Source organism: Bradyrhizobium genomosp. III, assembly GCF_000261705.1.
Classification (GTDB): Bacteria; Pseudomonadota; Alphaproteobacteria; order Rhizobiales; family Xanthobacteraceae; genus Bradyrhizobium; species Bradyrhizobium ottawaense.
The window spans coordinates 1-14,733 of the sequence record NZ_AJQF01000060.1 but is presented as its reverse complement, the minus strand read 5'-3'; the positions used below and the strand labels follow the sequence as shown (position 1 = coordinate 14,733).

Here is a 14,733-nt window from a genome sequence, read left to right as displayed (position 1 = left end):
GCAGCCGGCCGCTGCCGGTCGATGCCCCCGACAGCAAATGGGACGAGGCGATCGCGCTGAATTTCACCAGCTACCGCCGCATCGCGCATGCGCTGCTGCCGCAGATGATCGAACGCAAATGGGGCCGCATCGTCAACATCACCGGCAAGTCCGAGCCGGAAGGCCTCAACGCGGCGTTCGCCGCCAAGGCCGCCGTGCACGCCTGGGCCAAGGGCCTGTCGCGCGAGATCGGCGAGCACGGCATCACCATCAACTGCATCCCGCCCGGCCGCATCATGAGCGAGCAGATCCGCCGCAACTACGCGCCTGACTATCGCGAGCGCTTTGCGGAAGAGGAAATTCCGGTCGGCTATTGGGGCGAGCCGGAAGACCTCGCCGCACTGGCAGTATTTCTGGCCTCACCTGTGGCGCGCTACATCACGGGCACGGTGATCCCGGTGGATGGCGGGCTGCGGCGGTATCAGTTCTAGGGTTGGCCTCCTGAATCCACGGCCCGCGAACGCACGCCTTCTCCGGTTTGCCGCCGGACCTCACGGTTTGACGTAACTCCAGCCCTGCTCCTGCAGCTCCATGACGCGGACGACGCCGGATTTGACGATCGTGGCCTGTGGAATCAGGCTTATGTCCTTGTTCTCCGCCTTGCGCATGTTTTCCTGCGTGTTGCCGCAAGCTTTAAAGGAGATTTCGGGATGGCTCATCGCGAGCACCTCGATGCGCGGCTTTACCGGCGAGGTGTCATCGCGCAGCATGTGAAGGCCAGGACCAAAGGTGACGACCTCGATCGACACCGGTTCACCGAGATCGCGATAGTACTGCGCGACGTTGCTCGCATTGTTGAGCGTGAGGTTCATCATCGCAGGGTCGTTGGAATTAACCTGCAGCACCAGCCGGTGCGACTTTTTCGCGCTCTCGGTTTTTGTAGCCTGAGCCATCTTCGTGCTGTTCGGAGGATCCTGCCTGATCGCGTGGTTCTGCCGCGGCTTGCCCACCTGCTTCTGTCCACCCGGATGCTTCGCGTTGCTCGCTTGGCTCTTCTCGCGCGCCTGCGGGATCCACTGGTTGTCCTGCTGCGCCTGCGCGCCTGGTCCGACCAGAAGCAGTATCGTCAAGCCTCCGATGAGTGCCATCGCCAATTTTGGATTGATCATCTCGTGTCTCCCATTTCCTGACCATCACCTACCCGGTCTGGCGATGGCATGTGGCCATTTGCATGCAGCCGCCATTTTCTTGCGCACGTTTTCGAATCCGCTGAGCAGGAATTGTCCGCCTTGCACCGGGCCAGTGCGGGTGAAAAGGCTCACGACGATGTGGCCGTCGTCGGGTAGTGAGCTCAACAACTTTACGACGTCGCCCCCGAAAGCGACGCCCGATCCGAATGACGGCGACGCTGCTGCGAGTTGCATTGGCGTATCCGCATTCAGCCGAAAGGAGATCACGTATTCGTTGGCGCTGCGTGACAGCGCCGGTCCGGCGACTATGACTTCCGTGCGGCCTCTGCGGCAGTGGATTGCGAGCTGCATCGCGGCGCCATCCGAGCTGCCGACAGAAGTGGCGGTGGCGGTGACGACCGGCAGATAATCGACTGGCGAAGTCGTCTCGCTGACGATCCAGCCAGCATCCCGGCCACCCCGGCTGGACGGTGGAATCTTGCGCGACAAGTCTTGCAGACATTCCAGCCGGGCTTGTCCCTCCATCGCCGAACAAGCCCTAAGTGTTTCCATGGGATCGGTCGTACTTTGCGCGTAGGCGATACCGCAGGCGACGTTGAAGGCGACAGCGAGCGGAGGAGCGGCAGTCTTCATGGCCTCGCCTGTACGCTGCGCGCTTTGCGATCCAGCCATTCCTGCGCGGCTTGGAAGCGGGTGAGACCCGGGACCGATGCCGCAAGATTGATCGACTGCCATTTCGGATCGAAGCCTGGTGCCTGCAGGCGGTCGATGCGCGAGAACAGGTACTCGACAAGGCGAGCCACGCGTTGGTAACGATTGGAGCCGAGCGGCCAGTTGAAAGCGACAAGCGCTGTCGGGACCGCGATGGTCGAGACCCGCTCACCCTGCTTGATCAAATTTGGATACTCGTTGGCGTCCAAGGTCGCGGGCAGATAATAGTCCTCGAACTTCTTGTCGTAACGGATCGGGAGGAACTTGAATCCAGCCTCCCAACGGCCCTTTACGAAGGCGTCGACGGGTTTCGAGGTGATGAACACCACGGCCGACATTTCGCCTTTGCGCATCTGTTCCAGGGCAACCTGATGCGGGATGAATGTCTTTTCGACATCGATCCCGAGACGGCTGAAGATCAGTGGTCCTGAATAGGCGGCCGCGGTGCCCAGGGTGTTGAAGTTCACCTTCTTGCCGACAAGATCCTGCAGGCTTGTGATTTCAGGCCGCACAAAAATGTGCAGCTCGGATGGGAAGAGATTGAGCAGATAGGTGATGCGGCTTCGGATCTGCGGTGCCTGAATCTTATACTCCTCGAGCGCGTCGGAATTGATGATGGCAGTATCGACGCCGCGCAAATAGAGCAGCGCATTCAGATTGTCGGTGGCCCCGCGGGTGACGATCGGCAGGAGATGCAGGTCTGCTCCGTCGTCGACGACGCGAGCCATTTCTGCGGCGAGGCGGATCGGCGCGCCCTCGAGCAGGCCCCCGGCGAGCCCGACCGTCCAGGCGTTCATCCGGTCCTTTTCGTTCTCTTTCGGAAGCGGCCGTCGGTCGAGCTGTGCATCGGCCTTGGCATTTTTCGCCGTTTGCGCATCCAGGCAGGCCGTTTGAAGCATCATAGCGACCGGCACCAACCAAGTGAGCAGGAGCAATGAGCGTAACTTTGGCGCCTTCTTCATGTCGTTCCCTTCCGGCTCAGCCACCGCAAGCTTTCGTCTCTCGGACTGCAAGAAGCCCATTCTCAGGGTCGCAAGGCATCCAGCCGTTCCTTCGCTTCGCGAATACCGGCCCTGTGTGCCTTCGCGTAGAGCTCGCGCGCCTTGGCCGCTTCGCCGCGAGTTCCATAAGTACCCCAGGCGGATAGAACCGCCGGATCGTAGGTCTCGGCGAGCATGAAACTTGCCTGCGCAACGTCCCTCTCAGCCGCGAGCTCGAGTACAATGCGTGCTGCACCGATATTCCCCTGATCGAGGAGCGCCCTGGCACGCGGGATCAAACGGGCCTCCGCCTCGTTCTGGGCGGCAGCGGTCGGTGGCTCCGCCACTTCCACGCTCCGCGTCGCCGGCAAGACCGGGGCGTCATTTGCTTGCTCGGCGAGGACGCGCTCATGGGTCGAGCGCCACCCCGGTGCAAGATCTCTCTCCCTGGCCTCGGTTTTGCTCAGCTCCTGTTTCAGCGACTGTCGCAGTTCGCTGATCTCTTGTTTCGCTGCCTGGCCCTGCTGCCAGGTCGCATTTTCGGCCTCGCGCAGTTGCACGTTGCGGGCTTCGATCTCCCGGCGCACTTCGGCAAGTTCGCTCTCCAGCGCAGCGGCGTGCGCCTGAGCCTTTTCCAGAGCGCGGCGTTGTTGATCGGCATCGGCAGCTGCTGCCTGTGCTGCTTTGGCTTCCGTGACGAGAACGGCGTTCTTTTCCTGCTCTTGCTGCAGGGACTGCCGCAGTTCCGCAATCTCCAGCCCCGCCGCCTGGCTTTGCTCCGCGGTCGCAGCTTCCGTCATAGGCAAGCGGCGAGGCATTCCGGCGAGTTCGCTCGCGAGCGCGGCGGCGCGCGACTGCGCCTCGTGGCGTTCCTGCTCAGCGCTCGCCGCTGCTGCCTGTGCGGCGTTCACCTGCCTTGCGCGGACGGCGCTATTTTTCCGCTCGCGCTGCAGGGACTCCTCTAGTTCTGCGATCTCCCGCTGCGCCGCCTCTCTCTGCTGCGCGGCCACATCCTCCGCCTTCCGCGATCCTGCGTCGCGGGCATCGATCTCGCGGCGGAATTCGGCGACTTCGTTCGCAAGCGCAGCGTTGCGCGCTTGCTCCTGTTGCAGCGACTGCCGCAACTCGTCCGCCGCAATTTTTGCCGCGTGCGCGTGCTGGACCGCCTCGTCAAGTTCCCTGCGCGCCCCGTCCAGTTCACTGGCGCGCGCATTAGCGTGCAGAGCATCTCGATCCGGCCATGGCTCAGGCTGCACCATGCCTGCCGGCACCGTGTACGTCAGGGCTCCGCTTGCTTCGCGCTGAAGGAGCGCTTGCGACCCCGCCCCTATCTCCGGCCGTTGCTCGAAGCTGAGGGCACTCTCGCCGCCGATTTGCGTCGTTTCCGGAATTGCTCGTGCGCCGAAAGTGTCGAACACACCCAGTAAGGCCGCTCCAATCAGGATCGCGGGAAGCAAAATGACAGCCGCTGCGAGCGGAATGCCCAATGGCCCGCCCTCTGGGTCAATGTCCTCAGTTTCGGGAGACCAATGGGTCGGCTCGGCGTTGATTGGAGCGCCGTCTTTGGAGACCCATTTGCCTGCTTGAGGCGACCAGCGAGCGACGTCAACAACCCCGGTCGCATCTTCCACCCAGATGTCTTCTCCGTCCCTGGGTGCAGTATCAATCGGTCGGCGCATTGATCACGCCTCTTTAGATAACAGCTAGAACGGCGCGATTGCTCCGCCTGTTTCGCAGTTCGGCATGGCACCATACCCACAATTAAATAATTAAATAAATTATATATTTTGAACCAAATGCGAAGTCAAATTAAATCAGCCTGGTACGGCAAAGGGGACGTCAAATCAGGCGCATCGTCTTCATTGTGCAGTCGGGTACGTTGCCGTCCACGGTGAACCAAAGCTCGTACATCGTATGGAATATGGGCAGGGCACGGCGAACATGCGAAGCTGACGGCGTTTTCGCAGCGTCTCGGAGCTGAGGAGTGACCGATGCGCCTTGCATTGCCCTATTTGGGAATTGGCGTCTGCTTGTCTCTTGCGACCTGGTTGGCGTTAGGGCTTGTATTCGAGTGACGGTTTTCCACAACGAGCGTTGATCTCCACGTCACTTGGCCCGCTGGCTTCTTACCAGCCGTCTTGCCGCGACCTCGCGCCGGAACAATGTCGGCGACAGCCCGCCGAGCATCTTCCTGGCCTTCAAATGCGGTCAATCGTGCTCCCGAGAGGCGCGCGCACGATCACTGACCCGCCGCCAGCTTCTTCAACCACCACCTGCGGATCAACAGGTACTGCATGGCGCAAGTCGCCCCTCCCGTGGCAGCAACCACTCCTGAAGAGCGGAAGAGCGAAACGAAATTGAACGGAAACGGATGAGTGAGCAGCGCGCCTGTCGTGCACCAGCGTCACAGCTCGGAAGGTCCGAGCCACGCCATGAACGCGCAGCGACACCCATCGACGAACGTTCAGCACTCAGCACGATGAGTTTCGCAAATGCTCTGCCATTCTGCGCGTTAGACGCTCGGGAAGGCACAACTCGGTTCCCCGCAAATCTGCGCCGTTCTGATGCCGGAACGCCAAATCCGCCAACGCGTTATCTCCAATATCGAAGGAGAAGATCATGAGCGTTGAAGGCAAGATCAAGGAAGGCGCCGGTTACATCAAGGAAGAGATGAACGAGCACGGCAAGGGTCCCGAGAGCCAGCGCAAGGCTCAAGAGGGACGCGATCTTCGCAATGAGGGCCGCATGGAAGACGGCAAGCCCCCGAAGACCACCAAGCCCGGCACCGGCCACTGATACGATCTCATCCAAACCGCCCCCGGCTGATGTCGGGGGCGGTTTTATTTCGAGGTAGAAAGAGCGCATCAATCAGACCCGCCGACGGCCCCTTCCTTCAAACCCGCCAAGCCTGCATCAGCGAAGTAATGGCCGGTGGGCATGGACCCCCGCTCTATTCATCAGGGAACACGGCCTGCATCCCGCCGTTGCTCCAGCCCCACTGGAGGAAAGTTCATGTCCAAGACATCGCTCGCCGAGATCGCGAAGGAAATGGCCGACATCGACATCGCCATTCTTTCGACCCACACCGAGAACGGCGAAATCGCCAACCGTCCCATGAGCAACAACGGCGATGTCGCCTACGACGGCACGTCTTATTACTTCGCCTATGAACAGACCCGCACCGTATCGGACATCCAACGAAATCCGAAAGTCGCGCTCGGGTTTTCGTCGGAAGCGGGCCTGTTCTCGAAGGGGATCTACGTCGCCGTCGAGGGGACGGCCGAACTGATCCGGGACAAGGCGGCTTTCCAGCAGCACTGGACGAGCGATCTCGACAAATGGTTCGACCGCGGCATCGATACGCCGGGCATCGTGCTGATCAAGGTCAAAGCCAACCGCATAACTTATTGGAAGGGCCGTGAAGAGGGTGAAGTTGCGCTCTGATCGGCTCCGTGACGGTGCGGCGATTCGTTGATTGGTTCTTCCGGAGCCGCGAAACAGGTGCCATCACCATCGCGCAGTGGCCGAATCTTCTTCTTTGGATCGTTATCGTTGCGGGCCTTCTGCTTTGGATCTGGCCTTCCGCAGGCAACATCAGCGTCGGCTTGACGATCGTCGTGAAGGGCGGACTCTTCGTCTGGGGCGCCGACGAGGTCTTCCGCGGCGTGAATCCCTGGCGGCGCTGTCTCGGCGCTGCCGTAGTCGTCTATGAGTTCATGACACTTCTGCCGTGAACCCACGTACTTCAGTCCATCACCTGATCGGCGCCGATCAGAAAACTTTCGGCGATCACGAGGTCCAGAGCCTTGGCGGTCTTCAAATTGGCCTTCCGTAACGGACCGGCATCCAAGTCTTTTTCAGGATCGCTGGCACGTTAGCATCCTGCCAGCGTTTTGCCCGACGGGTCAACTTGATCGCAGCCGCGACTGCCGTCGCAATGCGGTTCGAAAATCCGTTATCAATCAAGGAGACTTCTACTGTGCATGGGGTTGTTTTTCGACTTTTTGTCTTGGGCCCCGAGAAAAATGTGCACGGCTCACTCCGCCTGCAGGATCTCCGCAATCACCGCACCTGCGGCGATGGTGCCGAGCTTGCCGCCGACGTCCCGCGTCGCACTGCCCTCGCCAATCGCCTTCGCCACCGCCGCCTCGATCGCGTGCCCGGCCTCTTCATAGCGGACCGCACCAGTCTTCTCGCCGTGCCAGACCAGCAGCAGCGCGGTCGACAGGATCAACGAGACGGGATTGGCGACGTCCTGTCCGGCAATGTCGGGCGCCGAGCCGTGCGCGGCCTGCGCCATCGCGTAGCGCTCGCCGACATTGAGCGAGCCGCCGAGGCCGAGGCTCCCCGAAAGTTCGGCGGTAAGATCGGACAGGATGTCGCCGAACATGTTGGTGGACACGATGACGTCGAAACGATCGGGATTGCGCACCACATGCGCCATCATGGCATCGACCAGGATGTCGTCGACGCTCAGTCCTGGATAGGCCTTCGCCGTCGCGCGGCAGATCTCGAGAAACATGCCGTCGCCGATCTTGAGCACATTGGCCTTGTGCACGATGGTAAGGTGCCTCTGCCGCTTCATGGCGAGCCGGCATGCGGCATGCGCGATGCGCTCGCAGCATAGGCGTGTGATCCTTCGCAGCGAGATCACCACGTCGGGCGTGACCAGCATCTCGCCATTGCCCTGCTCCAGATTGCGGTCGGCGTAGAACCCCTCGGTATTCTCGCGAACCACGACGAGGTCGAAATCACCGACGCGGCCGGGCCGCCCCGCATAGGTGCGCGCGGGCCTGATATTGGCGTAGAGGTCGAGGTTCTTGCGGAAGTACCTCGACGGATTGATCTCGCCATGCGCCTCGTCCTTGAAGTCGAACGTCGCAGTCGGGCCCAGGATCAGGCCGTCAGCGGCGCGGACGATGTCGAGCATCTCGGGGCGCACGGTCGTGCCTGATAGCTTCAGGCTCGCATGCCCGACCGCGTGCTCCTCCAGGCGCAAATTGAGCTGGAAGCGCTCGGAGGCGGCGCGCAACACACCCGTTGTCGCGGTCGTGATCTCAGGTCCAATGCCGTCACCGGGCAGAACGACGATTTGCATGGCGATCCCCTGATTTTTGCAGCAGCGGCGCGATCATACGGCAGCGCGAGGCGGCATCGCCCCACCTTCACGCATACACAGCATGCAAGCATATGCCTGTGGAACGCGGCCCCACCGTAGTACATGCGAAATGACCGATTTGAGCCGCGCCGCCGGAGCCACGCGCCAACGCAATGACGATCACGTTACCTGCCGCCGCGCGCGAGCCCGACCACACCATCTCTGACGGCCTCCCCGCCGCGCAGCGGCGCTGGGCGATCGCCGCGATCTTCACCGCGCTGGCGATGGCCTCGCTCGACACCGCCATCGCCAACATCGCCCTGCCCGCCATTGCCGCCGATCTGCATGTCTCGCCGGAGCAGTCGGTCTGGGTGGTCAATGTCTACCAGATCGCGCTGGTGGCGACGCTGCTGCCGTTGGGCGCGCTCGGCGAGATCGTCGGGCACCAGCGCATTTATCTCGGCGGCCTCATCCTGTTCACCATCGCCTCGCTGCTCTGCGCGGTGGCGTGGTCGCTGGAGAGCCTGCTGGTCGCGCGCACGCTGCAGGGGCTGGGTGCCAGCGGCATCATGAGCGTCAACACCGCGCTGGTGCGCTTCGTCTATCCCGGCCGGATGCTGGGCCGCGGTTTTGGGCACAACGCGCTGGTGGTCGCGACCGCCTTCACATTCGGGCCCACGATCGCCTCCGCCATCCTGGCCATCGGCCCATGGCCGTGGCTGTTCGCCGTCAACATCCCGTTCGGCCTCGTCGCCATCGGCATCGGCTTTGCGATGCTGCCGAAGACGCCGCGCGCCGATCACGGCTTTGATTTCCTCGGCGCGGTGCTGGCGTCGGCCTGCCTCGGCCTGTTCATCACCGGCATCGGCAGTGCCGCCCATAATCTGTCGCCGGTCGTCGTGGGCATCGAGCTGGTCACGGCCCTCGCGCTCGGCGTCATCCTGACGCGCCGCCACGCCGACCACCCGGCGCCGATGCTGCCGATCGACCTGTTCAGCCGGCCGATGTTCGCGCTGTCGGCCGCGACCGCGGTGTGCTCCTTCGCCGTGCAGGGGCTCGCCTTCGTCTCGCTGCCGTTCTATTTCGAGGACGTGCTCGGCCGCTCGCAGGTCGAGACCGGCTTCTTCATGACGCCGTGGCCACTGGTGGTCGGCATCATGGCGCCGATCGCTGGACGCCTGTCCGACCGCCACGCGGTCGGCCTGCTCGGCGGCATCGGCCTGGTGCTGCTCGGCCTCGGCATGGCGCTGCTTGCGACGCTTCCGGCCAACCCCGCCATTGCCGACATCATCTGGCGGATGGTGATCTGCGGCATGGGCTTCGGCTTCTTCCAGGCGCCAAACATGAAGGCGGTGATGTCAAGCGCGCCGCCGCATCGCAGCGGCAGCGCCTCGGGCATCGTCGCGACCGCGCGCCTGACGGGACAGACGACGGGGGCGGCCCTCGCGGCACTCTGCTTCGCGCTCGCCGGCCACGACGGCGCAACCGTCGCGCTGGCGCTCGGCGCCGGCTTTGCCGCACTTGGCAGCGTGATGAGCTTCCTGCGGCTGGCGGTGAAGTAGCCCGAACGCGCGTCCGCGCCTCAATCGGCCGGCCCGCCTTCACGGAGCCTTCTGCGCGATGGGACGGCTCACGATTGCCGCGGCATCGAGCGGCTCGCATTTGATCGTCCGCATCAGCCTTGGCGGACCGTTCCAGCCCGCAGTCTCGCTCAGGGGCACAAACGTGCCCCCTTGCGGCGTCAGGATGATCGGCTCCGACTTCAGGCAGAGATCGGGAAATGCGAGGCCATGGCCGCCGCCTTGGCTGAACCGTCCAACCAGCGTCTGGGAAGCCTGCATCCGCGTCGCCGGCGAGGCCCGCATCGTACGGTCGGGGTCGAACGCGCGATAGCACGGCCAATCGGTGTGGTTCGCTTCGAACTCATAGACGATCCGGCATGCCGCGCCAGCCGATTTCACGAATGGCGCATCCGACGGCGCGGCCGCATCGCGTTCGAAAACCAGGGTCTGCAGCGTCAACACTTCGGTCGTCGCGCGGGACACGTCGGGCCTGCCCGGTTCGACCGCTATCTCCCCACGCGAGAACACCAGCTTGGTCCTCGGTCGCGCCTCCCTGGTCTCCAGCACCAGCACGGGCCTCACCGCCCACGAGCGGTCCAGGTCCACGTCACCATTGCCCATCGTCAGCCGCGCATTGCCAATGGAAGGGTTGTCCCTGGCGAAATCGATCGTGCGAAGGTGTACACTCGACTTCGACGCCTCCAGGCTCAGGAATCTCAAATCGTCCACCTTGCGCGTGATCGGCATCATCGGATCAAAGCGATCGTCGATGTTGAACCGGACGATCTTCTTCAGCTTGGCCGCAAGGGGCCCTTTGGCGGCGAGCGGTGGCGCCACGTCGATCACGAGCAGGGCACCGTCGGGCGAAAAGCTGTTGCCGAAGGCGCGCTGCCAGGCGGCAGTCAGCAGCGAATCCGTCCGCTGATCGATGTCCCGCGCGAAATAGATCTGCTGTCCGGCGCGAACCAGCGGAAAGTTCTGAAATGCACCGAGCGCCGCGCCCTTGCGAACCTCCGGTTCGGGGAAGGTGACGCATTTGGACTGGTCGTCGCCTCCGGAGTCCTCGACCTTCCTGGACGCAGAGCGGGAGCAGAAGCTCAGATGCTGCTCCTTTGTCTTCTGTGTGCTGATCGACGTCGCGTAGACGAAATCCGGACTTCCGGGCACTTCCATCGGAAGCGGAGAGGTCGCGAACATGTCGACCTCCACCCTGCTGAGCGACGGGCCGGCATCGACCGAGCAGAGATCCCGGGCCGGCAGGGTATTGGTGAGGAGACGCGCCGGATCGGCGCCGACGATGCAGGACATGCTGTCCTGCGGGTTGTTCCGGCTCATCCAGATCAGATGGTCCTTGCCCGCTCCGTCGACCAGGAGATGCGGCGCCGCGTGTCGACGGCGCGGCGGCAGCCAGACCGGCATGGTTTCGGACAGCATGGGCTCCCGCTTGAGCAGCGCTTCCGGCAAGCGCATCACACCGACCGAGCGCAACTCGGCGCTGACGGCGTTGGGATCGGTCGTCCAGTCGAGAACGGGAACACTCGCGCAGGTGATGCAGGTCACCGCAAGATTGGAGCGGACGTTCTCGAACATGAGAATGACCTGATCGGGGTCGCTGCCGTATTTCGCCGGCGCGACCGCCTTGAACGGATGATCCACCACACGGCTGACCAGAAATCCGTTCGACCGCGACGGGTCCGAATCGAATTCGAAATAGGTCGATCGGTCCCAACCGCGATAGGCGTCGTATCCGCCGAGGCTCACGCCTGCCAGAACCATCTTGGAGTCGGTCTGACAACGCGCCGCGCTGCTCTCCTGGCTGCCGTTTCGTACGTAGAGACAGAGTCGAAAAGCCGCGTTCTGCAGAATGCGATCGCAATCGTTCTGGTTATAGCCGTAGGTCGCAAGGCCGTGGCGATAGCACAGATCGTGAAAGACGCATGCCTGCCTGAAGCGCTGCAGGACGAGATGGCGCTTTTGGTTGGAATCCCTGCCGCCGTCGAAAAATATGTTGGCCCAGGGCGGCAGGCTGCAGTTCAAGCCCTCGCCGCTGCCACCGATGGTACTGACGACGTCCGGCCCCGATTGAAAGGCCGTGACGGTGGCGGGCATCTCACCATCGGTGATGTCGTCGACGTTCTTGTAGATGGAATCGGCGATGAAGGAAGGCAGATACGCGAGGACCAGCACCGCCACGACAATCAGCGCAACCGACCAGCGGATCACCTTCCTGAACATGGCCCAACCCCGCTAAAGCTCTTCCGGCAGTGACGTCGGTCGCAACGGCAGACGAGCACTGAGCCTCGCGGGCCAATTCAAATGCCCGCGGAACGTCCAGACGCGGCAGGCGCGGTGTCGTCCTGATGACGATCAGCTTGAGGTTGTCATGCTGTCAAGCCGGGATCTCACACATGACAGCCAGTTTGCGCCCCGGACGGCACGCCGGGCAGAGCATCAAAGGGTCGACGGTTCCATCGCTCCGGATGTCAGGCCAGATGTCGAGCCTCGATCGCGCCTGCAGCCACGGCTGGACTCGGAATCTGCTCGTCCAGCGCCGCCAGCCGCTCATCGATGGCGGCGATGACCTTGCGCGAGAACGGTCCGAGATGGGCATAGGCGGCGATCATCTGGACCGCAATGCGCGCCGATGACGTGTCGCGCTTGGCGCAGTTCATGAACGTCTGCCACAGTGGCCCGCGCGCTTCGGGAAGCGCGGAGACGACACGATGCACGGTCTCCATCGCACCGAGCTTGGCGCGGATATCCCCTTCCGCGAGTTCGTGGCGCTGCCGCGAACGGTCGAGCAGCGTCATCAAGCGATCGACCCGTCCCGCATAGGCGGCCGGGCTGTAGACGTGCTCCAGCACGCGCTTGTAGTCCGTCAGGATGTCGCGCAGCGGGCGCACAGGATCGAAATTGATCCCGGCCGTGCACTGATCGGCGCCGATGGTCGGCGCCACATCGTGGCCGGTGTGGAGCCGGCCCTCGCGCTCCAGGCGGCGCGTCAGTTGCGTGTTCGGCAAGGCATAGAGCAGTCCGACCATGCTGACGGGAATCGCCGCTTCCTCGATGAAGTCGATCATGGCGTCCGCCATGGAGACCTTCTCGTTGTCGAAGCCGACGATGAAGCCCGCGGTGACGAGCATGCCGGCGGCGTAGATCTTGTGGATGCTCTCGGCGATGTTGCGCCGCGTGTTCTGCTTCTTCCGCATCGCGACCAGCGTCGCCGGATCCGGACTTTCGATGCCGACGAAGATGGCGAAGAAATTGGCCGCCCCCATCAGGTCCAGCAGTTCGGGATCGTCGGCGAGATTGACCGAGGCCTCGGTGGACAATTCGAAAGGATAGCCGTGGGTACGCTGCCATTCTGCGAGTTTCGGCAGGAACTGCCGCAGCGACTTCTTGTTGCCGATGAAATTGTCGTCGACGAAGTCGAGATGGCCGCGGTAACCCATCTGATAGAGCCTCTCGAGCTCGACGAACATCTGCTCGATCGTCTTGGTCCGCGGCACGCGGCCATAGAGCTCGATGATGTCGCAGAACTCGCAGGTGAAGGGACAGCCGCGCGAATATTGCACCCCGAGATAGAGATAGTCCTCGAACTTGAGCAAGTCGAAACGCGGCACCGGCGTCTTGGTCACGTCCGCCTGGAATTTCGGTGCGGTGAAGACGCCGCTCCGCGCGCCACCCTCCCAGGCCGCAATGAATTCGTCGATGACGCTCTCGGCCTCGCCGAGCACCCGGAAGTCGGCCCGCTCATAGATGTGGGGGCTTGAAGTCGGATCGGGACCGCCCACGACCACCGGCTTGCCGGCCGCGCGGCAGAGCTCGATCAGACGCAGCGTGTCGGCCTGCTGCGGCATCATCCCGCCGGTGAAGACGACGTCGGCCCAGGCGAGATCCTCGTCGTTGAAGGACGCCGTGTTGCAATCGATCAGCCGGACCGTCCAGCTTTCGGGCAGCATTGCGGCAACGGTGATCAGGCCCAAAGGAGCGGCCGGGCGCTTTACGCCCAATACCTTGCAGGATTCGCCAAAGGTCCAGAAGGACTCTGCCGAGAACAGCGGGTACAGCATCAGTACGTTGGGACTCGGCACGTTCATGGAACTCCTTCTGGCGTCGGCGCAGTGTACCAAAGCGCCTGCGTCTTGCACCCCGGCAAAAGGGACAAACTGTCGCCGTGGCCTCGACCGGCCATGGAACCGGCCTTCACAGCCGGGCGTCGCCTCAGACCCATGGATTGGCGCCCGCGGAAGGTCGACCGAATCAACCATGATGGAGGGCGAGACAAAACACCACCCTCCCCACAATCTTCCCTCGGAGGCGTAATTCTTCGCATTTCACCCCTCGGACTGTTGATTTGAACAGTTCCAGTTTGCCGGACACATTGCGCCCCTGAGTTCAATCGGTGGATTGGGCCAATCAGGGGACTGCGATGGCAAACCTAACAATCAACGGAAAAACCTTCACACTCGACGTCGAGCCGGATACGCCGCTGCTCTGGGCGATTCGCGAGAATGCCGGCCTGACGGGCACCAAATATGGTTGCGGCATTGCACAATGCGGCGCCTGTACCGTGCACATCGAAGGCGTCGCCACCCGCTCCTGCGGCGTCTCGGTCAGCGAAGCCGAGGGCAAGAAGATCACCACCATCGAGGGGCTCGCCTCCGGGGATACGCTGCACAAGGTACAGGAGGCCTGGATCGCCCAGGACGTGCCGCAATGCGGCTATTGCCAGAGCGGCATGATCATGGCGGTGGCGGCGCTGCTGAACGAGAAGCCGAAGCCCACCGACGCCGATATCGACGAGGCAATCACCAATATCTGCCGCTGCGGCACCTTCCAGCAGGTGCGCGAAGCGATCCACACGATCGCAAGCGCGTAAGGAAATCCCCACATGAATAAGCATATCTCGCCGCGGCTCAACCGCCGCGCCTTCGTCATCGGCAGCGCCACGCTCGGCGCCGGCCTTGCCATCGGCCTCGACCTCCCCTTCGGCGGGCCCGCCGTGGTCCGTGCGGCCGACGGCTCGCCCGAGATCGGCGCCTGGGTCGTGGTCAGGCCCGACGACACCGTCGTGATCCGCATCGCCCGCTCCGAGATGGGCCAGGGCTCGCTCACCGGTCTCGCCCAGCTCGTCGCCGAGGAGCTCGAATGCGACTGGACCAAGGTCACGACCGAATATCCGACACCCGGCCAGAGCGTTGCCCGCAAGC

At 63.0% G+C, this 14,733-nt stretch carries 14 protein-coding genes; 7 read left to right on the top strand and 7 right to left on the bottom strand.

Annotated features, from left to right (window positions below):
- On the top strand, positions 1 to 470 hold a 470-nt coding region (locus IC66_RS0105735), incomplete at its 5' end, for an SDR family oxidoreductase (protein WP_038946973.1).
- A gap of 60 nt (positions 471 to 530) precedes the next feature.
- Here the strand turns inward: IC66_RS0105735 and IC66_RS0105730 are convergent.
- From IC66_RS0105730 to IC66_RS0105715, 4 genes are all read right to left on the bottom strand, one after another.
- Positions 531 to 1,148 (bottom strand): DsrE family protein, encoded by a 618-nt coding sequence (locus tag IC66_RS0105730; protein WP_244429085.1) that lies wholly within the window; start codon positions 1,146 to 1,148, stop codon positions 531 to 533.
- A gap of 24 nt (positions 1,149 to 1,172) precedes the next feature.
- Positions 1,173 to 1,802 (bottom strand): hypothetical protein, encoded by a 630-nt coding sequence (locus tag IC66_RS0105725; RefSeq protein WP_038946971.1) that lies wholly within the window; start codon positions 1,800 to 1,802, stop codon positions 1,173 to 1,175.
- Positions 1,799 to 2,842, bottom strand: coding sequence for a TAXI family TRAP transporter solute-binding subunit (locus IC66_RS0105720; protein WP_038946970.1), 1,044 nt, complete (start codon positions 2,840 to 2,842; stop codon positions 1,799 to 1,801). Before IC66_RS0105720 ends, IC66_RS0105725 begins: the two co-directional genes overlap by 4 nt.
- Before the next feature lie 62 nt (positions 2,843 to 2,904).
- A complete protein-coding gene (locus tag IC66_RS0105715) occupies positions 2,905 to 4,491 on the bottom strand; it encodes a hypothetical protein (protein WP_157158021.1) in 1,587 nt (528 codons plus the stop codon).
- Positions 4,492 to 5,479: 988 nt separating this feature from the next.
- Between IC66_RS0105715 and IC66_RS47600 the strand changes: the two genes are divergently transcribed.
- The 3 genes from IC66_RS47600 (at position 5,480) to IC66_RS0105700 (ending at position 6,594) form a co-directional block, all read left to right on the top strand.
- Positions 5,480 to 5,656 carry a hypothetical protein gene (locus IC66_RS47600; RefSeq protein WP_162832242.1) on the top strand — a complete coding sequence of 59 codons (177 nt, stop codon included), beginning with the start codon at positions 5,480 to 5,482 and terminating at the stop codon, positions 5,654 to 5,656.
- Positions 5,657 to 5,872: 216 nt separating this feature from the next.
- Complete coding sequence (locus IC66_RS0105705; RefSeq protein ID WP_038946968.1) at positions 5,873 to 6,304, top strand: pyridoxamine 5'-phosphate oxidase family protein; 432 nt, start codon at positions 5,873 to 5,875, stop codon at positions 6,302 to 6,304.
- A 14-nt stretch (positions 6,305 to 6,318) separates the two neighbouring features.
- Positions 6,319 to 6,594: a hypothetical protein gene (locus tag IC66_RS0105700; RefSeq protein ID WP_038946967.1), complete on the top strand. Its 276-nt coding sequence runs from the start codon at positions 6,319 to 6,321 to the stop codon at positions 6,592 to 6,594.
- A 302-nt stretch (positions 6,595 to 6,896) separates the two neighbouring features.
- Here IC66_RS0105700 and IC66_RS0105690 read toward each other — a convergent pair whose 3' ends face one another.
- A complete protein-coding gene (locus IC66_RS0105690; RefSeq protein ID WP_038946965.1) occupies positions 6,897 to 7,958 on the bottom strand; it encodes an isocitrate/isopropylmalate dehydrogenase family protein in 1,062 nt (353 codons plus the stop codon).
- Between the two features lie 173 nt (positions 7,959 to 8,131).
- Between IC66_RS0105690 and IC66_RS0105685 the strand changes: the two genes are divergently transcribed.
- Positions 8,132 to 9,520 carry an MFS transporter gene (locus IC66_RS0105685; RefSeq protein ID WP_038946964.1) on the top strand — a complete coding sequence of 463 codons (1,389 nt, stop codon included), beginning with the start codon at positions 8,132 to 8,134 and terminating at the stop codon, positions 9,518 to 9,520.
- A gap of 39 nt (positions 9,521 to 9,559) precedes the next feature.
- Here the strand turns inward: IC66_RS0105685 and IC66_RS0105680 are convergent, their stop codons facing one another.
- Both IC66_RS0105680 and IC66_RS0105675 read right to left on the bottom strand, forming a co-directional pair.
- A complete protein-coding gene (locus IC66_RS0105680; protein ID WP_038946963.1) occupies positions 9,560 to 11,755 on the bottom strand; it encodes a hypothetical protein in 2,196 nt (731 codons plus the stop codon).
- A gap of 248 nt (positions 11,756 to 12,003) precedes the next feature.
- Positions 12,004 to 13,620 carry a B12-binding domain-containing radical SAM protein gene (locus tag IC66_RS0105675; protein ID WP_038946961.1) on the bottom strand — a complete coding sequence of 539 codons (1,617 nt, stop codon included), beginning with the start codon at positions 13,618 to 13,620 and terminating at the stop codon, positions 12,004 to 12,006.
- Between the two features lie 332 nt (positions 13,621 to 13,952).
- Here IC66_RS0105675 and IC66_RS0105670 point away from each other — a divergent pair, with 332 nt between their 5' ends.
- Entirely contained in the window at positions 13,953 to 14,402 is a 450-nt protein-coding gene (locus IC66_RS0105670) for a (2Fe-2S)-binding protein (RefSeq protein ID WP_028135089.1), read from the top strand.
- Positions 14,403 to 14,414: 12 nt separating this feature from the next.
- Positions 14,415 to 14,733, top strand: a 319-nt coding sequence (locus IC66_RS42475; protein ID WP_157158020.1) for a molybdopterin cofactor-binding domain-containing protein, incomplete at its 3' end; no start/stop codon positions are given.